A 20,495-nucleotide genomic window follows, 5' to 3' on the forward strand; every position below is an offset into this window, starting at 1 on the left:
TTGCGCACTCTCACCTGGAGGCGAAGCCATCCGGGATCGGTCCGGCTACCAAGGCTCGACATCCGCTGCGGCCGCGGGCTCATTTACTTCCTCATTCTGGCCACAGCCCTGAGGGTGAGAAACCTACGACAGCAATGTCAGCGGCATGAGACGCGGGTGTTACGCACTGAGCAACTCCACACAGTCATCACCGTGTCGGCGCTTCTTGCACTCTGGACTCATGAAGGAGGACGGCTTCACGAGCTTCGCCTGGCTGCGGAATCTCCTGGTAGAGCGTGGAACCAATATTCTGAACAAGGTAGGTTCGCTTTGCCCATTCATATGCGTAGAGCGCTCTCTGCAGCCATCGTGAGGGACAATCTTGAAAGTAATCACTAAAGCAATCACTTGGGTGGGGATCGTCCATCATCAGGGCTTCCATAGCCGCATGAAACCCGGCTCTGTTGATATCTATTTCGTGAGAATTCATGATCAATCCTTGGTTCGAATTAGCGTGAGACACCTCCGGCGATGGCGGCAATAGCAAAGGACAGCAACATGCGGATCGCATTTACCTATCCACTAGGAGCTACGCCGGCAACCCGCGGTCCAGTTGCCGCAAGCCAGAGGACTGGATCGACGCGTTCGCCGTTCAGAGTCCGGGGGGTGCGCGAACCGGCGAATGGTAGCGAAGGTCTCGTCGCGACAGTCCTGTTCGCAGAGGATCGGATCGCCAGCCGTACGCACCAGGAGATACGGCGGAAATGGATTCCGCGGCGGCCTGGGCTGGCATGGCCGGCGACCGGCCCGTCCATACCGGATCACCCTGCGGATCCCTGGTCAGCCGCTGCCGGGTGAACACCTTGCCCGCGGTCATCTTCCGAGCCTCCCGCAGGATCTCCTCGACCGCCGGATGGTTCAGCGCCCCAGCTTCGTCATCAAAGCCGCACTTGCCCCAGTTCGTCGGCGAACCCCACAGCGAGTCCATAAGGGCCGGCTCGGCCATCGCGCATCCTTCCGTTCACCCAGGATGTGAACATTAACCGTACGTTCGATAGGTGGCTGTTCAGATGGTGACCATCGTCACTGCATTTCGGAACGATGTCAAGCCGTCAGCTGGCACTTCTGCAATTCGATCAACAAAGGTGATCTAGGATGTTCAGTATGACTGAACATGAGATCGCGCATAAGCGTTCGGTCGACACCGGTGCGGGTCATCTGGTGCGCCGGGCTCGAACGGCGGCTGGAGTCTCGCTGCGCGAACTGGCGCGCAACATCGGCGTCAGCGCCGGGACTCTCAGTGCCATCGAGAACGGCAAAACACCACTGACCGTCGACCGGCTCGACCGCATCGCTGCCGAACTCGGCGTCTCCACCGTCGACATTCTCGCCACCCGGCTACCACGGGCGGCCGACGCTACCGGCACATCACCCCCCCGGTCGGCCGGTGACGGGCAAACATGGCGCACTTTTGAGCCCCTGGTACTCGATCCTGCTCTCGACGCGGCGATCGCAGCATTCATGCAAACCGGTTACCACGGCGCGACGATGAGGAGCATCGCGGCCACCGCCGGTATGAGCGTCGCCGGCGTCTACCACTACTACCCGAGTAAACAAGACCTGCTCGTCGCCATATTCGACCTCGGAATGTCCGAACTGCTTTGGCGAATCCCAGCGGCCCGCGACGACGGCGTCACCGCGGTCGAACGATTCGCCAAAATGGTCGAAGCCCTCGCGCTGTTCCACGCGTACCGTGGTGACCTCGCGTTCATCGGCGCCAGCGAAATGCGCAGCTTCGACGAACCCAACCGCTCCCGAGTCGCTACTCAGCGCATAGACATTCAACGAATGATCGACGACGAAGTTGCCGCCGGCATCCGGGCAGGCGAGTTCACCACCCGCTACCCACGCGAAGCCGCCCGCGCTGTCGCCACCATGTGCACTTCCCTGCCACAGTGGTTCCGCCCTGTCGGCCCCATCTCTCGAGAACAAATCGCAGTCGAATACGCGCAATTCGCCGTCGACATCATGCGCGGACACAACGCCAGCCGTAATGGCCCAGGCTCCTTCCGGGCGAGTGTGTCGGAATGACAACGGTGGATCCTGACCTCCGCCCGAGGAGCCGAACCTGTCCGTTAGGCAACTGATTTCAGAGACACTCGACGACGTTGACGCAGTACAGACCGTGACGCAGCCAAGGAGCATGGCATCGATCTGGTCGGGCCCGGCGACGTGCCGCTGAATCACATCGTCAAGGTCCTCGAGGGCCGCCACGGCGACACTTACCCGGACATGGCATGGGAACCCAAAGCGGCGTTCGCGCCGTCGCTGAGTGTGCCAGGGGCGGGCTGCGTCGTAGTCATCGAGGCGTTCTGGGTGGTGTGGGCTACCACAACCGAACCGCCGTATCGGCTACGGTTCACGTCGCACCAACCTGCGTGATCCCTCATGTCGAGAGGTGAAGTCTGTTGTCGGTGAACCTGTTCTGGCGTTCGATGTCTGTAGTGGCGGTGACCCTGCTGATGGCTGTGCCGGCGTACAGCCAGGCGGGCCCGGTGGACGATGCGCACCCGATAGGGTTGGACTGGTTCTACCACCAGCGGCTCGAGTGGAAGCCTTGCGGCGTCGAGAATGTCGACAAGGCCGGTGGCGAGTGCGCGGATGTACTGGTGCCGCTCGACTACGAGAATCCCGCCGATCGAACGATGACCGTGGCGATTTCGCGAGTGAAGGCCGGCGATCCGGTGCAGCGACGGGGAATTCTGCTGTCCAATCCGGGCGGCCCCGGTGCGGAGGGGCTGGACAGTCTCGACCTGCTCGGTGATGTGCTCTCGCCGGAGGTCTTGGCGAGTTACGACCTGATCGGCATGGATCCGCGCGGGGTCGGCGAATCCGGTCGGAGTCCGCGGTGCGGGTGGCCGGTAGGCGAGATGATTCGGTCGGCGGGTCTGGATCCGCTGGGATTCGTGCACGACACCGTTCAGTCCGCGGGGATGGCCGCGACCTGCCTGATTCGTGATCCGAACAAGCTGAGGCAGTTCACCACTCGCAACACCGCACGTGACATGGACATTGTGCGAGGCGCCCTGGGTGAGGAGAAGATCAACTTCTACGGCGTGTCCTATGGCACCTACCTCGGTGCCGTGTTCACGCAGATGTTCCCCGAGAGGAGTGATCGCGTCGTGCTCGATAGCGCGATCGACCCGGACCGGTATTGGGAGGGCTTGGTTCAGGATTGGGGTCCGGCAGACGAGATCGCGCTGGACGATTGGGCCGGCTGGGTTTCCGGTCGGGATGACGAGTTCCGGCTCGGTGCGACTCCGCAGCAGGTGCGAGCGAAGATCGAGGAGCTCGTTCGTATCGCCGCACGCCAACCAATTGTCATCGATGGGTTTGCCATTGACGATCACTGGCTTCCGTTCATCCTGCACGGATTGCTAATGAACTTCCGGCTGAACGAAGCGATGGCCGCTACCGTGCAGGAGATCGCCGATGCTGCGGGCGGTCCGCCCACTGCATCGCGAACACCCCGGCTTCGCGCCATCGTGGAGGCGCTGCGCGACAACGAGAACTCGGTGCTTGCGCAGATCGCCTGCGGCGATGTCGGGGCACCGATTGATCCGACCTGGTACTGGCGCAACATCGAAGAGACCCGCACCACGCAGCCGGTGTTCGGCGCGCTGGCGAACAACATCCAGCCGTGCGCCTTCTGGCCTCGGCCGGTCGAGCCGCCGACTATCGTCCGGAATTCGGTGCCCGCGCTCATCTTGCAGGCGACGGGAGATCCCCGAACTCCTTACGCCCACGGCGTCCGATTGCATCAGGACATGTCCGAGTCACGGATGGTGACGCTGCAGGATGTCCGTATCCACATGACATTCCGGCCCGAACTGAGCACCTGCGTGAACAACGCGATCAACACATACTTCAGCGTGGGGACCATGCCGGATACAGACATCACCTGCTCCGCGGATGCAGAAGCCGCAGACCGGACTCGCGCCGCTTCCATGCCGGACACCACCTGAGCCGTCTCATTGAACTGGGCGAAGATCTTATCGGAGCTCGCCGTTTTGGCTGTTTTCCAGCGGCTCACGGCCTGTAGACGGCCTGGGTGATCAGACGGTGACGAATGGATGCACACAGAGCAGTTCGGCGGCATGACGAATCCGATGAACAACGGCGTACCCGCTATGCGCGGGGTGGCGGGTCTGCGGCGGGTGGGTCCGGATTGGCGAGATGCGCTGCTGTAGTCCCGCTCCGGTTTCCGCGGCGAGCTTCCGGCGCACCTATGGGCTCGCCTGGTCCGCGCAACGCTAGGTGAAGATCGCGTGCACCTGGTCGACGGCTTCCGCACCGTAGGCCACCGCACCCACCGGAACAGCCCTGTCGATCGCTTCGATCACCAGCGCCGTCCACAGCGGGCCGAAACCACCACACAATTCGATCAACTGCACCCCGGACGCCACCAACCGGCGGGCCACATCGAGCACCTGCTCCGGTTGGTCCACACCCACGAAAACCGTTCGGCAGCTTGCTGTTTCCACCACCGTCTCGTGGCTCGGATCACTGCCGGGCGCGGTGTATACGAAGCCCCATGCGGTAAGTGCCATGTGCGGTCTCCTGTCCTGTGCGGCGGCACCTCATCTCGAGGCCCGTCCGGTGTCCAGCACAGCGGACGCGGCGGCACGCTGTCCACGAGGCAACTCCGCACGTGCGTGTGGCACAGGCGCACACGCCAGGTCAGCGGCCCATTCCCGGAAGCGCGCGGCCCGAAAATCACCGGCGTTCCAGGCCAGCGCGTGCCGGATTCGCGGCGCACCTTCCGCGAACGGCAACCAGACCAGCCCCGCACCGCCGGGCACGTCCCAGGCGGGCCGCAGCCCGATCACATCACCGCCGTGCCGTAGTTCGGCCTCGAACAGCGCCCGCCGCGGCGCGCCTTCCCGCACCGCCCTCGGACGCCAGCCCGCGCGGGACCACGCGTCGCGAACCGCGTCGTGATAGCCCGGCGCCGACGCGCGCGCAAACCACAACAGCGCGCTGCCGTCCAGATCCGGCCATCGCACCGAATCCTGTTCGGCCAGACGATGATCGACGGCCGCCACCACACCGAGTTCGGCATCCGCGATCGTTACGCAATCCAGGTCCGGCGGGTCGACCGGCAACAACAGCAGCCCCGCATCCAGCACGCCGCCGCGAAGCCCCTTCACCTGCTCCGTCGTCTGCATATCGGCGATGCCGGGCGCGTGTGGCCTGGCCACCCGCCACAGCAACGCCACCACGTCCGGTGATACTCCGGGCGTCACTGCCAGGCGCAGCGGCCGCTCCCCACGCACCGCCTCCTCCGCCCGCCGAGCCTCCGCGACGACCACGCGCGCCCGATCGAACAGCAGTTCACCGGCGGGGGTCGGCGTCATCCCCGCCGATGTCCGCACGAACAGCACAGTATCGAGATGCCGCTCCAGGGCGATGATCTGCTGACTCAACGAAGTCGGCCGGATCCCCAGCACCTGCGCAGCACGCGTCAGATTCCGCTCCTGGGCGACCGCCAGGAAGTACCGCAACTGACGCAACTCCACCCGCCAACGCTAGCCGACCCGACCCATTCGGTCACCACAGCGAGTCGCCGACTCGAGCCGCGCACAATCACCTGGACGGCAGCGGTTCTGGAGTCGAGGCGGGAGTCACCGTTGATGGACCGAGACTTTGGCTCTGCCGAACTCCGAGTCCAGTCTCGGCCACCACGCCACTTCTCAGCCCACCAAATCCGCCACACCACGGTGCAATTCGCGCCGCGCCCCCGCGGAGGCCAGCGACCCAGTAATAGTTTCAGTGCGAGCGCATGTCGCGAAAAACGTCCCGCGCTCGGTCGAATACGGCCAGTGGCGGGCTCATCACGAGGTTCGCCAAGCCGGTCTCGCCCGCATGGGGGTGCGGCCGGGTCGGGGCGAGTCTCTCGGCGGCGCGCACCATGCCGGCCCAGCGTTCGAGCTGGTTGACCGAGAACTGTTTGAGCAGGAAGGGGAATTCCTCGGTCTCCTCGTGTGCGGCATGTGCGGAGACCTTATCGGCGAATACGGCCAGCTTCGCATCGAAATCGGGATGGTCGACGCCCATGTCGTACAGTTCGGCCAGTGCGTGCTTCACCGCATTTTCCTCGGCAAGTCTGGGGCCGATGATGTCGTCGGCGCCGAAAGCCGCGCGCCGTGCCACCGCATGCACGACCTCCTCCTCGGCGGTTTCGTGTACCGCGAGTAGGCGCACCAGCTCGGTGAACAGTTCCCGCTTATCGTCCTGGCCCGATTTCAGCTTCTCGAGTATGCGCCGGATCTGCTCGTGCTGGTCGGTCAGCAGATCGATCACATTCTGATCCAGCTTTCCCATGGTGCACCTCATTTCTGCGGCGGAGTACTACACATCTTCCTCCGAAGGCCGACCAGCGCGCCACGGGCAAACTCGCCACCGAGCCGTTTGCTACCTGCGCCCCTGGGTAGGTCGGCAATATGGACCATGCTGGAGCCCCTTTACTCGAAGCCCTGGTCGAATACCGTGAGCTGGGCCGATACGGTTTCACGCCGCCTGGCCACCGACAGGGCCGCGGCGCGGACGAACGTGTGCGGCGCATCCTCGGCGCCGAGACATTCGGTTCGGATGTCCTCGGCAACAGCGGACTCGACGACCGCCGGGCAAGCGGTGGCTACCTGGCGCGTGCCGAGGAATTGATGGCTGACGCGGTCGGCGCCGACTACGCGTTCTTTTCGACCTGCGGTAGTTCACTGTCGGTCAAGGCGGCGATGATGGCGGTCGCGGGAGGTTCACCGGGGCTGCTGGTGGCCCGCGATAGCCACAAGTCGATCGTCGCCGGTTTGATCTTCTCCGGTGTGCAGCCGCGCTGGATCACCCCGCGCTGGGATGCCGAGCGGCACATGTCCCATCCGCCGTCGCCCGAGCGGATCCGCGAAACCTGGGAGCGCTATCCGGATGCGGCTGGGGCCTTGATCGTCAGCCCGAGCCCCTATGGAACATGCGCCGATATCCAGGGGATCGCCGAGGTGTGCCATGAGCGCGGTAAACCGCTCATCGTGGATGAGGCGTGGGGCGCGCATCTGCCGTTCCACGACGAATTGCCCACGTGGGCAATGGATGCGGGCGCGGATGTCTGTGTGGTCAGCGTGCACAAGATGGGCAGTGGATTCGAGCAGGGTTCGGTCTTCCATCTTCAGGGCGACTTGGTCGAACGCGAACGTCTATCGGCATGCGCCGACCTTTTGATGACCACCAGCCCGAACATCATGGTGTACGCGGCATTGGACGGGTGGCGACGCCAGATGGTCGAACACGGTAACGAATTGCTCGGCGCCGCACTGAAATTGGCCGGACAACTACGCGCCGATATCGAGGGCATTCCGGGATTGCACGTAATGGAGGACGAGTTGCTCGGCGCTGAGGCCTCGGACGACCTGGACCGGATGCAGGTCCTCATCGATGTCGACGAGCTCGGGCTGTCCGGCTATCAGTGTGCCGACTGGCTGCGGGAGAACGCACGAATCGACGTCGGACTCAGCGATCACCGCCGGATCATGGCGACACTGTCGATGGCCGATGACGAGTCCACCACCAGGCGGCTGCTCGATGCACTGCTGTCGCTGAGCGCGGCGGCCCCGGAAATCCCTGCACCGGAACTGATTCGACTTCCCGATCCGCAAGATCTCGAACTCGATACCACGATGCTCCCCCGCGACGCGTTCTTCGGGGCCGTCGATACGGTCGAGATGAAGTCCGCTGCCGGGCGGATTGTCGCCGAACAGCTCACGCCGTATCCGCCCGGTATACCGGTCGCAGTGCCTGGGGAGAGGCTGAACGAGGCCGTGATCGACTACCTGGTGACCGGGGTTCGCGCCGGAATGATGGTGCCGGATGCCGCCGACAGTTCGATGCGGACCGTCCGGGTGGTCGCCGACTGACGCGCCGAATCAACTCGGCTCCGGACAGCGGAACAGTGTGAGCGTCGCGGGGCGGCTGGTGAAGGTGAAGTCGTTGCCGCGGTGCTCGACCTCGCCGTCGGTGGCCAGGGCGACCGGGCCACCGCCGACGTGCACGGTCAGCCGGTCGGCGCGGCGGTTGACGTAGGTCGCGGAGCGGTCGAGGGTTCCGGTGAGGGTGGCCCAGATCAGGCGGCTTCGGGAAAACGGCAGGTCCGCGCGCAGATATCGGATGTCGAGGGTGCCGTGGCGCAGCGCGGGACGCGACATCGGGATCTGGTGGGCGGGGTGGTAGTGGCCGTTGCCGACGAACAGCATCCAGATGGCGGTGCGGGTGCCGTCGATGGTCGTCGGTAGCGGCTGGGCCCGAAACAGTACGCGCACCATGGCGATTCCCGCGGCGAGCCATTTGCCCAGGCGCGGCTCCCAGTATTCGCGGATGCGGACGAAGTCGGGATAGCCGCCCAGGCTTGCGGTATTGACGAAGGTACGCGGGCCGAGCCCGTCGGATCGCACCTCGGCGGTATCGGTTCGGACCGCGTCGCCGGATTCCAGTGCGGCCAAAGTGTGCTCGGGGTGCTCAACCCCGGTGTCGCGGGCGAAATGGTTGAGGGTGCCACCGGCGAATACTGCCAGCGGCAGCCGGTGTTCGACCGCCGCGGCCGCGACGGCCGAAACTGTTCCGTCGCCGCCGAATACACCGAGTGCGGCGATATCGTGGCTGCGGACACGTTCGTCGAGCTGGGCGGTGAGGTCTTCGGTCACCGCCAAAAGCTCAGCGGCGGGCAGGTTTTCGTGTAGTAACTGCAGTTGCTCCGAGTCGGCGCCGCTGCCCGAATCGGTATTGACGATGAGCAGCAGCCCTAATCCGTTGTGCATAGCGGTGATTCGTTCACGCGGACCCAGCTCGGCGGGCTCATCGTCGCGCTGCGCCCACCAGCGCCGGGTACCGAGGGCGATCGCACTGCCCAGTGCCGCGCCGGCGATCACATCGGAGGGCCAATGCACGCCGATGTGCACGCGTGAGTAGCCGACGGCCGCCGCTATCGGCGCGACAACGACCGCGGCGGCCGGAGATTCGAGGGCGACCCCGGTTGCGAAGGCCGCCGCGGAGGCGGAGTGGCCGGAGGGGAACGAGGAGGACACCGGCGGTTTCACCAGCCGTCGCACGAAGGGCACCGACTCGTCCGGCGGTCGGCGGCGCGGAAGCAGTGGCTTCGCGATGCCGTTTGCCACCGAACTGGCCAGCGCGACCGAGAGGAGCCCGCGCACGGCCGCCCGTCGCGGTGCTCGGCCGCCCATCGACATCAGCGCCGCCACGACCAGCCATAGGCGACTGCGGTCGGCGCTCATGCTCAATGTCCGCAGGAACCGATCGGCGGGGGTCGGCCGCACCCGCGCACTGCGCGCGACCAGCCGCGCATCCACGTGACCCGAAAGATTCGGTGACTGCTTGCGCATGCCCACAGGATATGAGCCGTTCGTCCCATGAGGATCCGCGAGTCCGGTGAGTCCAGGTCAGGCGCCATTTCGCGTCCGGCTGGTCTTGCTATGTCCAGCTCGTCCGTGCACGTCTCGGCACACTGGAAAAGTCGATATCACCGATGGCCACCCGCCGCCAACGGCCCCATTGTCCTTCAGCCAACGGACCTCCATCCTCGGAAACGGCACGGGCAGGACGTGGCTGACCGTCGCCATCGCTGTGGTACTAAGCGAAGCCGCGGCCACCTTCTGCTTGTCGCCCAACAGGGCGTCGATACGTGCTTCGAACACAATACGAATTCGTATGTTCCGGCAATCACTCACCGACGACAGTAAGTCACTGTCCGATTACTCCGGATCACGATACCGGTGCAGCAAATTGTTGAACATCCGTAGCTTGTCGACGGCGTCCTCAGGCACCGGGTCGGGATGGAAGTGCATAACCTTGTTGCGGATGAGCCGGATCTCTTCCAGCCGGGAGATGAATGCGGAGCGGTCCAACGGCCAGCCCAGTTTCTCCCAGACCTCCCTGTTTTCCAGCATACGGCGGTAGTCACCCACCGAGAGCTGGTCGAAACTGGTGATCTTCCGGTCACAGAGTCGTTGGACGGTCCGAATATCCAAGGTGCGGTTCAGGATCCAGCGCAGTGTCTGATCCAGCTCCCCCAACTGGAAGAACGGGGTCGCCATCTCGCCGTAGCGCTGAGCCACGTCGGCCGTCGTGACGATGCCTTTAATGACCTTGTTCTCGTCCCGGACAAACACGAATTCGCACTGTTGCAGCGTGGATAGGACATCGGAGAGATCGCGTTCGTAGTCGACGACCTCCACATGCGGGTCGATCGCATCGGCGAGACTCGCATCGGGCTTCTGGTGCATCGCTTGGACGATCGAGCGCCAGGTGACCGCTCCGCGCAGATTACGAGGGCCGCTGAGGACGGCGAGCTGGGAGAAATCGTTCAAAAGCATCTTGGTGATCGCTTCTTCAAGCGTGCTGTTCGGCCCGACGGACTCGACCCCGAGCAGGGGTGACAGATTCCCGACCGTCAGGCGGACATCGAGATCACGCTCCCCCTCGTCATCCTCGGCGACCGCGACGTCGTCGAGGACGGACGGACCCGCCACCGTGTTCCCCTCCGCCTCGCTGGGCGGCGTGGTCAGTGACACCATCGTGTCCAGAGTTACCGCCCGGAAGCTGGGTGAGGTCACCAGTCCGTGGTTGGCCAGATCCGCCTCGATCCGGCTGACTTGATCTCCGCGATCCGATGCTCCCCACAGCGACAGCAGTTCTCGGACCGAAATGCGTTCGGGCTCATGCTCATCCGCATGCCTGCGGGCCTGCCTCAGGCGCTCGTGGATACGCCGACCCACCGCATCCTCGTTGTGCCGGTGCGCAGCGGCCGCGACATTCGAGATCACCCGGTCGAGCAACTCCTGGCGTACGGCGTCCAACATCCGATCCTGCTCGACCACAAGCCACGCCCGCCACCCGTCGACGGCTCCCATCCCGGCGGCCACCATCGCCGCCCGGGACGGTGACCGGAATTCCTCGCCATCGGGCTCGAGCCGGATACGTCCCTTGTCGGTGATTGTCGCGTCGTAGGTCACGCCGATCCGGTTGCGCTTGAACCTCAGCTTCGCGCCAGGCTGAATAAAACCGGCGTCCAACAGATCCGAAACCGTAACCCGACGCCCGCCGATCAGATACGCCGAGCGACTGCCGGGGTGCTCGGCGCGCTCTGCTGTCACTTCGCTCCGCACGGGCGCTCACCACTTCCGCAAACCGGCAAATTTGCGCCGGGCGCCGATCGCCTGCTTGAGCACTCGCTTCTCGAGTTCGGGGCGGCTCAGGCGATCCACCCGAGTGAGCTGCAACTCCGCGGCCACGGCCAGCAGACCCGCACGGTCGAGATGCTGATCACGCAGATACGCGGCCCCCTCGTCTTCAGTCTCGGTCCCGCGCAGTTGCGCAGCGATTCGGGCAGCGTCGGCATTCGGACTCGCGGCTCCGGTCGGCGCCGCTGCTGGCACAGGGCTGGACTCGTGCGGAACGGGCTCAGATGCGGTGCCACCGGTATCGACATGGTCGGCCCCCGTGTTGTCGGCCATCGCATTATCGGACCCGGTGCTCTCGACCACTATCTTGCCGTGGGGCGGATCGAGGGCCGGTGCCGGAGTCGGGGGTTCGTCCGCGGCAGCGTCGTTCCGGGTGTAGTCGTGGCGGACCAATAACTCGAGGAGTTCCGCTTTCCTGGGTTTCGTGTAGCCGCGGACGCCCAGCAGTTTGGCCACCTGGCGCAGCCCCTGCAGCGGCAGATTCGCCCCATTCAGGTAGAAGCTCCGTTGCTGCCCAGACGGCAATCGCGAAAGATCCTGCACCACTTGAAGAGGAATCGTTGACGGCGGTCCGACGGGGTCGGCCGCCAGAGACCGGGAAACGCCGCGCGATACCCCACGAGGGGCGGAGCCGACCGATATCGCATCGTCGGCGGGCACGACCGCCAACCCCACCGTTCCGTCGAGAATCCCACGCAGTGTGGCCTCGTCTTGTCGTTCCAAGAACGCGTACAGCCGGGTTTGCAGGGCGACGAAACTTTTCAGGTCGTTCACTGGTGAGCGCCCGTCGACGATGCGAGCGCACCCAGTACCTCGTCGGCCAACTGGTCGAACTCCTTGACGACCTCGTCCTTGCCGGTAGTGTGCAGCATCGGCGGTACACCGCTCTCGCCGGCATTGCCGAAGTGCTTGGGACTGTTGCGAATCGTGCTCTTCAACACGGGAACTCGCGAACTCTCGCGTACCTCTTCGATATAGCGGTGCTGGGCGAGCGTCACCTGTTGCGAATAGATCTGCACCATGGTGAAGACGACCCCCAGGAAACTGGGATCGATCGGCGTGTACCCACCGCCACCACCCTTGTGGTTGACGTAGTCGTTGAACTCCTTCACCAGTCCGGCACAGTTGCCGACCAGATAGTCCAATCCCAAGGTAGAAAGATAGTCCGCCTTGGCCGGCACGAGAATGAGCTCGCTGGCCACGATCGCGGTCTTGGTGACGAGGCCGAAATTCGGGGCGCAGTCGATGAGCACCACATCGTAGTTGTTGCTGAAGTGACTGTCCGCCAACGCTTGTCGCAGACAACCATGCAGGTCCAGGAACCGCCGCTTCGATCCGTCGAGGGTAGTGGTCCCGCCCAGCAGGGCGGCCAGCTCGAGATCGATATCGATCAGGCCTAGGTGCGACGAGATCAGGTCGAGCCGTCCGACGGGGTTCTCCAGCGCTCTGTTGACCCGCTCCGGCGTGACGACGAGGTCAGCCAGGGAGAGCTCCCTCCCGGGCATTTCACCCTGGTACCACTGTCTGATCGTGCGGTCGTCCTTGAGCCGATCGTGCCAGTCGTCGATCGAGAAGAACGAGAAGGTCAGATTGGTTTGTGGATCGAGATCGATAAGTAACACGCGCAGCCCTCGGCTGGCGGCAACCGCACCGAGATTCGCGGTAAGCGTCGTCTTTCCCACACCACCCTTGTAATTCATAACCGCCACGACCCGCATCCGCTTCTCCCAATGGTTTCGGGCGCCGACGTTGCCGGCGAACAACGATCGATGTCACATGCCGGGGCGAGATGACGATCTGAACGCCTCGCCACCCCGCAGCACTCATCCGAACTTCTGCTCTCCCCACGACACGGCCGTCAAGGCTTTCATCAATCGTGCCACCAACCATCTATCTCGCAAGCCGAAACAGATTTCTTCGCAGCAACTTTCAGACATATTGCCCCGGCAGGCCCCCTACCGACGAGGCCGGTCGGTATGAATATCAATGCTGCGCAGTCTGTTTGGTTGAACGTCGTATAGCGGATCGCCACCGGCTGAAAGGTGTTCGGAGAGACACTGGCCCGTGGCTAACCGATCGATACGGAACTACTCCACCGTGGGTCGCTCGACCGGAGGCCGCGACACATATCGCACGACCCCTCTCGACGACACGCCGGAAGACCGATTTCGGCGCGCCTTCTCGCGAGTGTTGCAGAGCTCGTCTCGGAACTGGAGGTCTGTCCAGTAAGTAAAACGGGACAGAGAGAGCCGACAATGGCTCTGGCTCAGTTCCGGTGCCGGTCGTGAGGCTATGCCAAAGGATGCAATGCCGGCGAAGAGTGAACCCGGCGCGGCCATCACTTGCCTCTCGATCAGCTTCGTTTGCTGTGGGATCTGAACTGCCAAGTCTGCGACGGTCCCTCTCGCGGACGCCGATGATCGGCAGTTGGATGGCGCCTGCCGCGCCGTCCTGGCGGGGCGTCGGGCCCGCTGGCGTGGGAACGTCGGCGAGGTGCTTCAGCAGTGCGGTCTTCCAGGCACCGATGACTAGGCGAGATACTGACCGACTCCTGGAGACCACTTGCCATCTTGGCAGCGCTTGTGCTCGACTGGTTCATCAGTGAGATCGACCAAGCACGCTTGGCTGCCGTGATAGCCTGACCCGTTGCGGGACAAGATGATTGACGTCGGTCCGGGAATCCGCATCTCGATGCCGATAACTTTGGTCACGCCAGCACTCACGACCTGTCCATGCCGACGCTCTGATAGGACTCGGTAGGATTGGCGCCATGAGTGATGGGGGGATACCAGCCTCTGGCCAGAACCTTTCGGTGGTGCCCGAGAAGGTGCGCGAGGTCGGCAAGTACGTCTACGAGTTGGCCGAGGCGCTGCGCACGGCGTTGGATTCCGCCGCGAAGGACGTTGCTTCGCTGACCGATGGCAGCTGGACCGGGGACGCGGCCAACGAATTCTCCGAGGGCTGGACCGAAGTGCGTGACGGCGGTGTCCAGATCATGACCGCCCTGACTGGCATGGCGGAGAAGCTGGGCGTCACAGCAGACACCTATCAGGCGCGTGATGAGAGCAATGCCACCCCACTGAACACCTCGAGTTTGGATCTGCCATGAACTCTCAATTCTCGGTCGACCTGGACCATCTCGATGAGATCGTGATCCGTCTGTCGAGTCTGGCCGGGTTCATCGGAGAGCACCTCGATGAGATCGACGACCGGGTCGCCGCCCTGGTTGGCAGTGGGTGGGAAGGCGTTGCCGCCCAGGCGTATGCCGATGCCCACGCTCAATGGGTCACTGGGGCACGCGAATTCGTCGAAGGCGTCAAGGACATGAGCGATGCCGCGAAGGCGGCCCGCGCGCGCTACACCACCGCCCACGACACCAATTACAAAATGTTCTCCCAGGGATAAGACACATGGGTGTACTGGTTATCGACTGGCAGACCTACTACGAGGCCGGCAAGAAATGCCACGCCCTGGCCACCGACCTGCGTGCCGCCGACAAACCGGTCCACGACGCGGTCAAAGGCGAATGCGCGGGCATGGCCGGTGACACCGCGGGCTGCGAATCTTGGGGCAAAACCTACGACCGCGTCGCCCAGGAAACGATGCAGACCTGCACGAACCTGGCCGACGCCCTCACCAACTTCGGCAACATGCTCTACGCCGCCGGACACAACTGGGCACTGTCCAATAACTCCAAACCGATGCCTGACATGCCCACCGTGACCGCGATGTCGGAGTACAAGGTCACCATACCGACGTCGGTCGGCAACAACGGCGACGGTGTCACCGAGGGAAAGGGCAGTATCCCCGGCTTCTACGACGCCCTGGTCGACAAGATCCAGGAAGAGTTCGGCAGCAAGCTGCCCAACGGCAACAAAGACAAGCTCGCCAAGGCCGCATCGACCTGGAAAACGTTCGCCGAACACAAAACCATCACCGATGCCGCGTCCCGGATCACCGAGATCACCAACCTTTTCAGCGACATCCAGGACAAGAAAGGCCTCGAACCCCTCCTCGCCCACCTCACCACCCTCAACGGCGGCGCCACCCAACTTGCCTCCGCATCCCTGAGCCTCGCCACACCCGTCGCCGACTACAGCACCGCCACCTCCGAAACCCGCGACAAGTTCCGGGACGCGGTCACCAATGCTTTGATAGCAGCCGGAACCACCGTCGTCATCGGCGTCGCCGCCTCCTGGATCACCGCCGCCCTAAGCGACGTCGCCGCCGGCGTCGGCGTCGTAGCGATCGCCGGCAACACCGCCAGAGTGCTCAAAAGCACCTACGACACAAGCAAACTCATCAAAATAATCGGCACCGCGGCAGCAGTCGCAGGAACCACAGCCTTCACCGTCACCGCGTTCGACAAAGTCCCCAGCCTCACCGATATCGCCATCAAACTCGGCGCCATCATCACCATGAAGGTCTACATCGACGAGGATGGAAACCCGGCAAACAGCGGAGGCTCCTCTGGCGTTCCATCGAGCGCGGTTGCCGATGAGATGGCAAGAATGCTGCGAGAGGGCATTCATCCGGGCGAAGATTGTTCCGAGATTGCGGAACATTTAAAGAAGGTTGCCGCTGGGGAAGGCGAGATACTCAGGGTGGATCCCGCTCCCGGGCAAGAGGTGACCGTTGAAGAATATGGCCTGCATGAACAATTCCTATATCACGAGGTCTATACCGACGGCAAATATGTCTACGACCCGAGGCATAGTCCAAACCCCATCCCCATCGAGCAATGGCGGAAGACTATTATGGGAGATAATCCGGGCGCTACGATCAAGGAGGTAGGGTAGTGAATTCTGGTGATTTTATTACTCGACTGAAGCGGTACGGAGACCTGGAGTGGTATCGCCATGCGGGCGGTATCGGTGATGACGGCACTCCCGCACCGCCGCTTATTGTCTGGCGTTTCCCCGAACCTCGACCGGCTCATGTTGCCGAACTGTTGCACGAGGCCGCTCTTGCCGACAATCGAGAGATCGACTGGTTGTTTGACACTACCCGACGAAATTGGGTGCTCGTACCTTCACGAGTAATGGCTGAGAAAGAACTTCACGGACTAGCAACCGAAGCGCAAGCTGTGGACCTCTTGGTGAGGACGGATCGAGAGTTCTGTCGCCGTTCGGTACGTGATTTCGAGAGAATTATCGCAGTGCTGGACCAATATTCTGGCAACTGACTCGACGAGTTCGTGAATCAGTTGAGCGTGGCAGCCAGGTGACGCGGGGCAGAAATAGCTGCCCTGCGTGGCGGCGCGTGGAAGGTCCGATGTCGACAGGTCCGGCGTGGTTAGTCGGTCCAACCCGCTTCGATGGCGTGGGCGTGAAATGCCTGCCACGCGCGCCACATTCGGGGTTGTGCCGAATTGAGCGGTGTAGCGCAGTACGCCGCGCACGTCCGACAGTGTCACGCCCGCGCCCAGTGCCCGCTCGATATGGGTACGGAAGCTGTCTTGTAGCGTCTCATAGTGGACGCGGATGCTCGACGATCTGGCCGACGATCAAGCGTTGTCCCTGCGCGCGGTCGCCCGCGAAGTCAAGATCGCCGCCACATCGGTGTATCTTCACTTCCCCGACCGGGATTCCCTCGCATTGGCCGCCACCCAGCGTTGCCACGAGGAACTTGTCCGGCTCGGGGATGCGGCCGACGCGGCCGAATCAGATCCCGGTGCGGGGCTGCGCGCCCGCATCCTGGCGCAGGCAAGCTGGGCCGAGGATCATCCCGGGTTGTATAGGGTGTTGCACGAGAGCACGGTGCACCGCCGACTCGGCATGCCGTTCAAGGAGGTAATGGTCCAACGCACGATCGACGCGGTGCAGCGATGTATGGACGCGGGCATCGCCCCGGCGGACGATGCGACCACCGTGGCGATTGATCTGCGTACTGCGGTGAACGGCATGCTCTCCCAACGCATCAACGAACCTGACTTGCCTTGGCCGCCTGCCGCCGAACAGCTGGACCGCTTCCTGGTCAAACTTGTCGGGATCGACACACCCGGCCGGCGACCGTGTCCAGTGTCGTAATCGGTTGTGCGGCATGATGTTCTGGCGCGGTGGTGGATGCATTGTCGGAGCATTTGGTGCCGGATGCATTGTGGGAGTTGGTCGAACCGTTGTTGCCGTCGTCCGTCCCGCGCCGCAAGGGCGGCGGCCCCGCGCCGGTGGACCAGCGGGCGGTGTTCACCGCCGTGGTGTACGTGCTGACCAGTGGTTGTGCCTGGCGGATGCTGCCACCGTCATTCGGGGTGACAGCGCCGACGGCGCATCGGCGGTTCACGATCTGGACCGGGGCAGGTGTGCGGCGCCGGTTGTATCGGGCGATGCTGGACGAGTGGGGAGGCCACGGCTTGATCGACTGGTCGCGGGCGGTGATCGACGCGGAGTCTGTGTGGGCGAAAAGGGGTGACATGACCGCCCCGAGCCCGGTCGACCGGGCCAAGTCCGGCTCCAAGATCCACGTTCTCTCCGACCGCGCCGGAATCCCGCTTTCGGTTGGCATTTCGGCGGCCAACACCAATGACGCCGGGGCGCTGCGCCCGCTAGTGCGGGCCGTCCCCGCAGTGCGGTCGCGACACGGGCCGCGCTGGCGCAGGCCCGCAAAGCTCCACGCCGACAAGGCATACGACATCACCGACCTACGTCGCTTGGTCGGCGACCGCGGCATCAAGGTCCGCATCGCCCGCAAGGGCATCGAATTCAACGACCACCTTGGTCGGCACCGTGGATCATCGAACGCACGGTCGTGGCTGACCGGCTACCACCGGCTCAACATCCGCTACGGCCGCAACGCCAGCCACTTCTGCGCCTTCCTCACCCTTGCCGCCACACTGACCTGCTACAAGAAACTGGCCAAGGCGAAATCAGCGACATGAGACGTGGTCTTATCTACGACAGCATGAGATACCAGAGTTGCTCTGTCGGCGTAGTACTTGCTCGAGCTGCCGGCAACCATGGTCCGACCACAGTTGACCCGGCTGGTAACTACAGTCAGCCAGCCGTGCACCTCGACGTTGCTTTATGTCTGCGTCGGCCAGTGCGGAAAAGCTTCCTGCACAACGTCTTCGGCATCCCCGATGTTGCCGAGTATATGCTCGGCACCCGCCCCGATGGTTACCGGGGCAGGGCCGGAAAGACGACTTCATCCACCTGCGTGATCACATCGTCGACCGCAATGATGTGAATGTCGGGGGAACACGTGAAGAACCACGGCCCACAGTTGCTCGAGCACCTGCGTCGCCGTTGCACCAATCGGTACCGGCGCGTGAAACAGCACGTCCGGGTCGACGATCCATCGGAATCCGGGCGCCACTCCGCCGCGCGATGCCCGAATTCACGATTAAGCCAGTCAGGACGTCTTGGTCAGCGAGCCGATGCTCAGTAGGTAAGGTTTTCCTTGCGCATCGATGCCGTTGATGATGGCGAATTCATGATGCCCGTCGCTGGCGATCGACCAGAAATTGATCGTCTGAGCCCCGCACTGCTGTGGCGTACGCGAAAGTTCGGCGGTGTTACCGTCAACGGCCAACGTCCACGCGCACCCGTCGTCGGTTCGGGCCTTTATTTGGCCGCGGTCGCCAGGGGTGAACGTCACCGTTCCCGTTTTCGGGACTCGCTGCGGGTTCAGGAGGTTGATTCCGGACGTCGGATCGGCCGGATCGTATGTCCACGTGCCGATGAAGTGCTCGAGCGTGTCGCGAGGATTCTCGATCCCTGCTTTGGTCCGACTGCCCTTGTCGAGTACGAACGGGTACTGGCCGCCGTTGAAATCGCTTGTCGCGTGGACGACTTCTTCTTCCTGCTTGCCGCGGGCGCTGACGTGCCAGGTGTCGATGTTGTAGCCCGATCCGATTACCTTGTTGAAGCAGTACTGATCCTTTGAGGACAGGTCGAGACCGTCGGCCTTCGGTGTGAAGTGCCATGTGCATCCCTGATCGGTGCGACCAACTACACCGCCGGGCTCCCGTTCGAAGACGACGGTTCCGATCTGCGGGATCTTGTACTCCAAGCCAGGCAACTGCATCACGGCAATGTTGGTCCCGGTCGAGAAATCGGGCTGAACGTAGTTCCACGTGCCGAGATACTGATCGACATCGTATTGGTCGGCGTCCGCGGTCGCTGTTCCTGACGATAGGACGAATACCGAACCGATTGCTGCTGCCGTGGCGGCCAGCAGCCGAGCGAATGTACGCGGACGGTGCGACTTGTTGGGTGTCATTACCTCTCCTGGTTACCGAATCGGACCCGCTGAGGGAAATCCGTGTTGCATCAATAGGACGGGACGGCGACCAGAAAAGTTACAGGCGACAAGCGCCGGGCGAACATATCGCAACTGATCGAACATGGCGATGAGCCGACGAATGTCACAGTTGACGGTTAGCGCTTATGCGGTCGCTGGTGAGCAGGACGGGCATGCTGTACCGGTTCGGAGAGCCGCTGTGTGCCTGCTCATGCCTTGGATAAGCGTCACTGGACGATGAAATAGCGCTATGACGTTCATCACTCGCGTTCGGAACGGTGGGTGGAGGCGGTTCGCAGCCGATCGGCCGCAGTTGGCGAACCTGCCCGATCAGCGGTTGTGGCGGTTCGACCCGGGCGCCGACTACGGGCCTCTCAACCCGGCCGCGCGGGGGCGCATCGACACCGGCAAGATCGCCGCGCACTGGCAGGACATGTGCCGGGTCGCGGTGTCGATCAATGAGTGTGAGGTTTCCGCTCACGACGTCACGTGCATGATCTCCCGAGATGGGAACCCCACCCCGTTCGGCCAAGGGATCGCGCACTATGGGCGGATCTTCAAGACCCTGCACATCCTGCGCTTGGCCGACGACGAACCGTATCGGGGCGAAGGCAAGGCCCTAGCCAACCTCATGGAGGGCCGCCACGATCTGGCGCGGCGGATCTATCACGGAAAGAAGGAGAGATGACCCGAACCGATTACGAGGGCATGGAAGATCAGTTCTCCGCGCTCGGGTTGGTGCTCAATTGCACGGTTCTGTGGAATACGTTCTACATCAACCGCGCCTTGGAACAGTTACGCCCAAGGCTGTCCGATGCTCGATGCCGACGCGGAACGGTTGTCGGCGTTCATCCGCGCCCACATCGGCATTGATGGCCACTACGCCTTCCACCTGCCCGATCTCGGCGGCGCCACCGCAAGCTGCGTGATCCCGATGCTCGAGACAACGATTAACGTCTGCGGTCGGTGAACAGG

General features: G+C 63.3%; 20 protein-coding genes and 1 pseudogene. 11 read left to right on the forward strand and 10 right to left on the reverse strand.

The window, feature by feature from the left end:
• Positions 1–187: 187 nt before the first annotated feature.
• Complete coding sequence (locus ACFYOW_RS03335; protein ID WP_387284062.1) at positions 188–469, reverse strand: hypothetical protein; 282 nt, start codon at positions 467–469, stop codon at positions 188–190.
• Positions 470–631: 162 nt separating this feature from the next.
• On the reverse strand, positions 632–985 hold the full coding sequence (locus ACFYOW_RS03340; protein ID WP_387284064.1) for a hypothetical protein: 354 nt from the start codon (positions 983–985) through the stop codon (positions 632–634).
• A 158-nt stretch (positions 986–1,143) separates the two neighbouring features.
• On the opposite strand from ACFYOW_RS03340, the gene ACFYOW_RS03345 reads away from it, so the two are divergent.
• A complete protein-coding gene (locus tag ACFYOW_RS03345) occupies positions 1,144–2,070 on the forward strand; it encodes a TetR family transcriptional regulator (RefSeq protein WP_387284066.1) in 927 nt (308 codons plus the stop codon).
• A 383-nt stretch (positions 2,071–2,453) separates the two neighbouring features.
• Entirely contained in the window at positions 2,454–4,004 is a 1,551-nt protein-coding gene (locus tag ACFYOW_RS03350) for an alpha/beta hydrolase (protein WP_387285988.1), read from the forward strand.
• A gap of 288 nt (positions 4,005–4,292) precedes the next feature.
• Here the strand turns inward: ACFYOW_RS03350 and ACFYOW_RS03355 are convergent, their stop codons facing one another.
• The 3 genes from ACFYOW_RS03355 to ACFYOW_RS03365 all read right to left on the reverse strand — a co-directional run bounded on the left by ACFYOW_RS03355 (position 4,293) and on the right by ACFYOW_RS03365 (position 6,363).
• Positions 4,293–4,589, reverse strand: coding sequence for a DUF6506 family protein (locus tag ACFYOW_RS03355; protein ID WP_387284068.1), 297 nt, complete (start codon positions 4,587–4,589; stop codon positions 4,293–4,295).
• Between the two features lie 30 nt (positions 4,590–4,619).
• Positions 4,620–5,558 (reverse strand): LysR family transcriptional regulator, encoded by a 939-nt coding sequence (locus ACFYOW_RS03360; RefSeq protein WP_387284070.1) that lies wholly within the window; start codon positions 5,556–5,558, stop codon positions 4,620–4,622.
• A gap of 250 nt (positions 5,559–5,808) precedes the next feature.
• Positions 5,809–6,363, reverse strand: coding sequence for a hemerythrin domain-containing protein (locus ACFYOW_RS03365; RefSeq protein ID WP_387284072.1), 555 nt, complete (start codon positions 6,361–6,363; stop codon positions 5,809–5,811).
• A gap of 119 nt (positions 6,364–6,482) precedes the next feature.
• On the opposite strand from ACFYOW_RS03365, the gene ACFYOW_RS03370 reads away from it, so the two are divergent.
• Entirely contained in the window at positions 6,483–7,943 is a 1,461-nt protein-coding gene (locus tag ACFYOW_RS03370; protein ID WP_387284074.1) for an aminotransferase class I/II-fold pyridoxal phosphate-dependent enzyme, read from the forward strand.
• Positions 7,944–7,952: 9 nt separating this feature from the next.
• Here ACFYOW_RS03370 and ACFYOW_RS03375 read toward each other — a convergent pair whose 3' ends face one another.
• The 4 genes from ACFYOW_RS03375 to ACFYOW_RS03390 form a co-directional block, all read right to left on the reverse strand.
• Positions 7,953–9,422 (reverse strand): bifunctional phosphatase PAP2/diacylglycerol kinase family protein, encoded by a 1,470-nt coding sequence (locus tag ACFYOW_RS03375; protein ID WP_387284076.1) that lies wholly within the window; start codon positions 9,420–9,422, stop codon positions 7,953–7,955.
• A 369-nt stretch (positions 9,423–9,791) separates the two neighbouring features.
• A complete protein-coding gene (locus tag ACFYOW_RS03380; protein ID WP_387284078.1) occupies positions 9,792–11,192 on the reverse strand; it encodes a CBS domain-containing protein in 1,401 nt (466 codons plus the stop codon).
• 18 nt (positions 11,193–11,210) lie between these two features.
• Positions 11,211–12,053: a hypothetical protein gene (locus tag ACFYOW_RS03385; RefSeq protein ID WP_387284080.1), complete on the reverse strand. Its 843-nt coding sequence runs from the start codon at positions 12,051–12,053 to the stop codon at positions 11,211–11,213.
• Entirely contained in the window at positions 12,050–12,988 is a 939-nt protein-coding gene (locus ACFYOW_RS03390) for a ParA family protein (RefSeq protein ID WP_387284082.1), read from the reverse strand. The genes ACFYOW_RS03385 and ACFYOW_RS03390 overlap by 4 nt, the downstream gene beginning before the upstream one ends.
• 1,061 nt (positions 12,989–14,049) lie before the next feature.
• Between ACFYOW_RS03390 and ACFYOW_RS03395 the strand changes: the two genes are divergently transcribed.
• The 6 genes from ACFYOW_RS03395 (at position 14,050) to ACFYOW_RS03420 (ending at position 18,156) form a co-directional block, all read left to right on the forward strand.
• Positions 14,050–14,388, forward strand: coding sequence for an ESX-1 secretion-associated protein (locus ACFYOW_RS03395; RefSeq protein ID WP_387284083.1), 339 nt, complete (start codon positions 14,050–14,052; stop codon positions 14,386–14,388).
• Positions 14,385–14,684, forward strand: coding sequence for a WXG100 family type VII secretion target (locus tag ACFYOW_RS03400; RefSeq protein ID WP_387284085.1), 300 nt, complete (start codon positions 14,385–14,387; stop codon positions 14,682–14,684). Before ACFYOW_RS03395 ends, ACFYOW_RS03400 begins: the two co-directional genes overlap by 4 nt.
• 5 nt (positions 14,685–14,689) lie before the next feature.
• Complete coding sequence (locus tag ACFYOW_RS03405) at positions 14,690–16,078, forward strand: hypothetical protein (RefSeq protein ID WP_387284087.1); 1,389 nt, start codon at positions 14,690–14,692, stop codon at positions 16,076–16,078.
• The gene (locus ACFYOW_RS03410) at positions 16,078–16,464 is read left to right on the forward strand and encodes a hypothetical protein (protein ID WP_387284088.1); all 387 of its coding nucleotides are present in this window, start codon (positions 16,078–16,080) and stop codon (positions 16,462–16,464) included. Before ACFYOW_RS03405 ends, ACFYOW_RS03410 begins: the two co-directional genes overlap by 1 nt.
• Positions 16,465–16,762: 298 nt before the next feature.
• Complete coding sequence (locus ACFYOW_RS03415; protein WP_387284090.1) at positions 16,763–17,308, forward strand: TetR/AcrR family transcriptional regulator; 546 nt, start codon at positions 16,763–16,765, stop codon at positions 17,306–17,308.
• A 29-nt stretch (positions 17,309–17,337) separates the two neighbouring features.
• Positions 17,338–18,156 (forward strand): IS5 family transposase, encoded by an 819-nt coding sequence (locus ACFYOW_RS03420; RefSeq protein WP_387284092.1) that lies wholly within the window; start codon positions 17,338–17,340, stop codon positions 18,154–18,156.
• 473 nt (positions 18,157–18,629) lie between these two features.
• Here the strand turns inward: ACFYOW_RS03420 and ACFYOW_RS03425 are convergent, their stop codons facing one another.
• Positions 18,630–19,499, reverse strand: a complete 870-nt coding sequence (locus tag ACFYOW_RS03425; RefSeq protein WP_387284094.1) for a hypothetical protein — start codon at positions 19,497–19,499, stop codon at positions 18,630–18,632.
• A 271-nt stretch (positions 19,500–19,770) separates the two neighbouring features.
• Between ACFYOW_RS03425 and ACFYOW_RS03430 the strand changes: the two are divergent.
• A pseudogene (locus ACFYOW_RS03430) lies at positions 19,771–20,393 on the forward strand (Tn3 family transposase).
• On the forward strand, positions 20,335–20,490 hold the full coding sequence (locus ACFYOW_RS03435; protein WP_387286095.1) for a hypothetical protein: 156 nt from the start codon (positions 20,335–20,337) through the stop codon (positions 20,488–20,490). The pseudogene ACFYOW_RS03430 and the gene ACFYOW_RS03435 overlap by 59 nt, the downstream one beginning before the upstream one ends.
• Positions 20,491–20,495 lie beyond the last annotated feature (5 nt).

Source organism: Nocardia sp. NPDC006982 (assembly GCF_042869435.1).
GTDB lineage: Bacteria > Actinomycetota > Actinomycetes > Mycobacteriales > Mycobacteriaceae > Nocardia.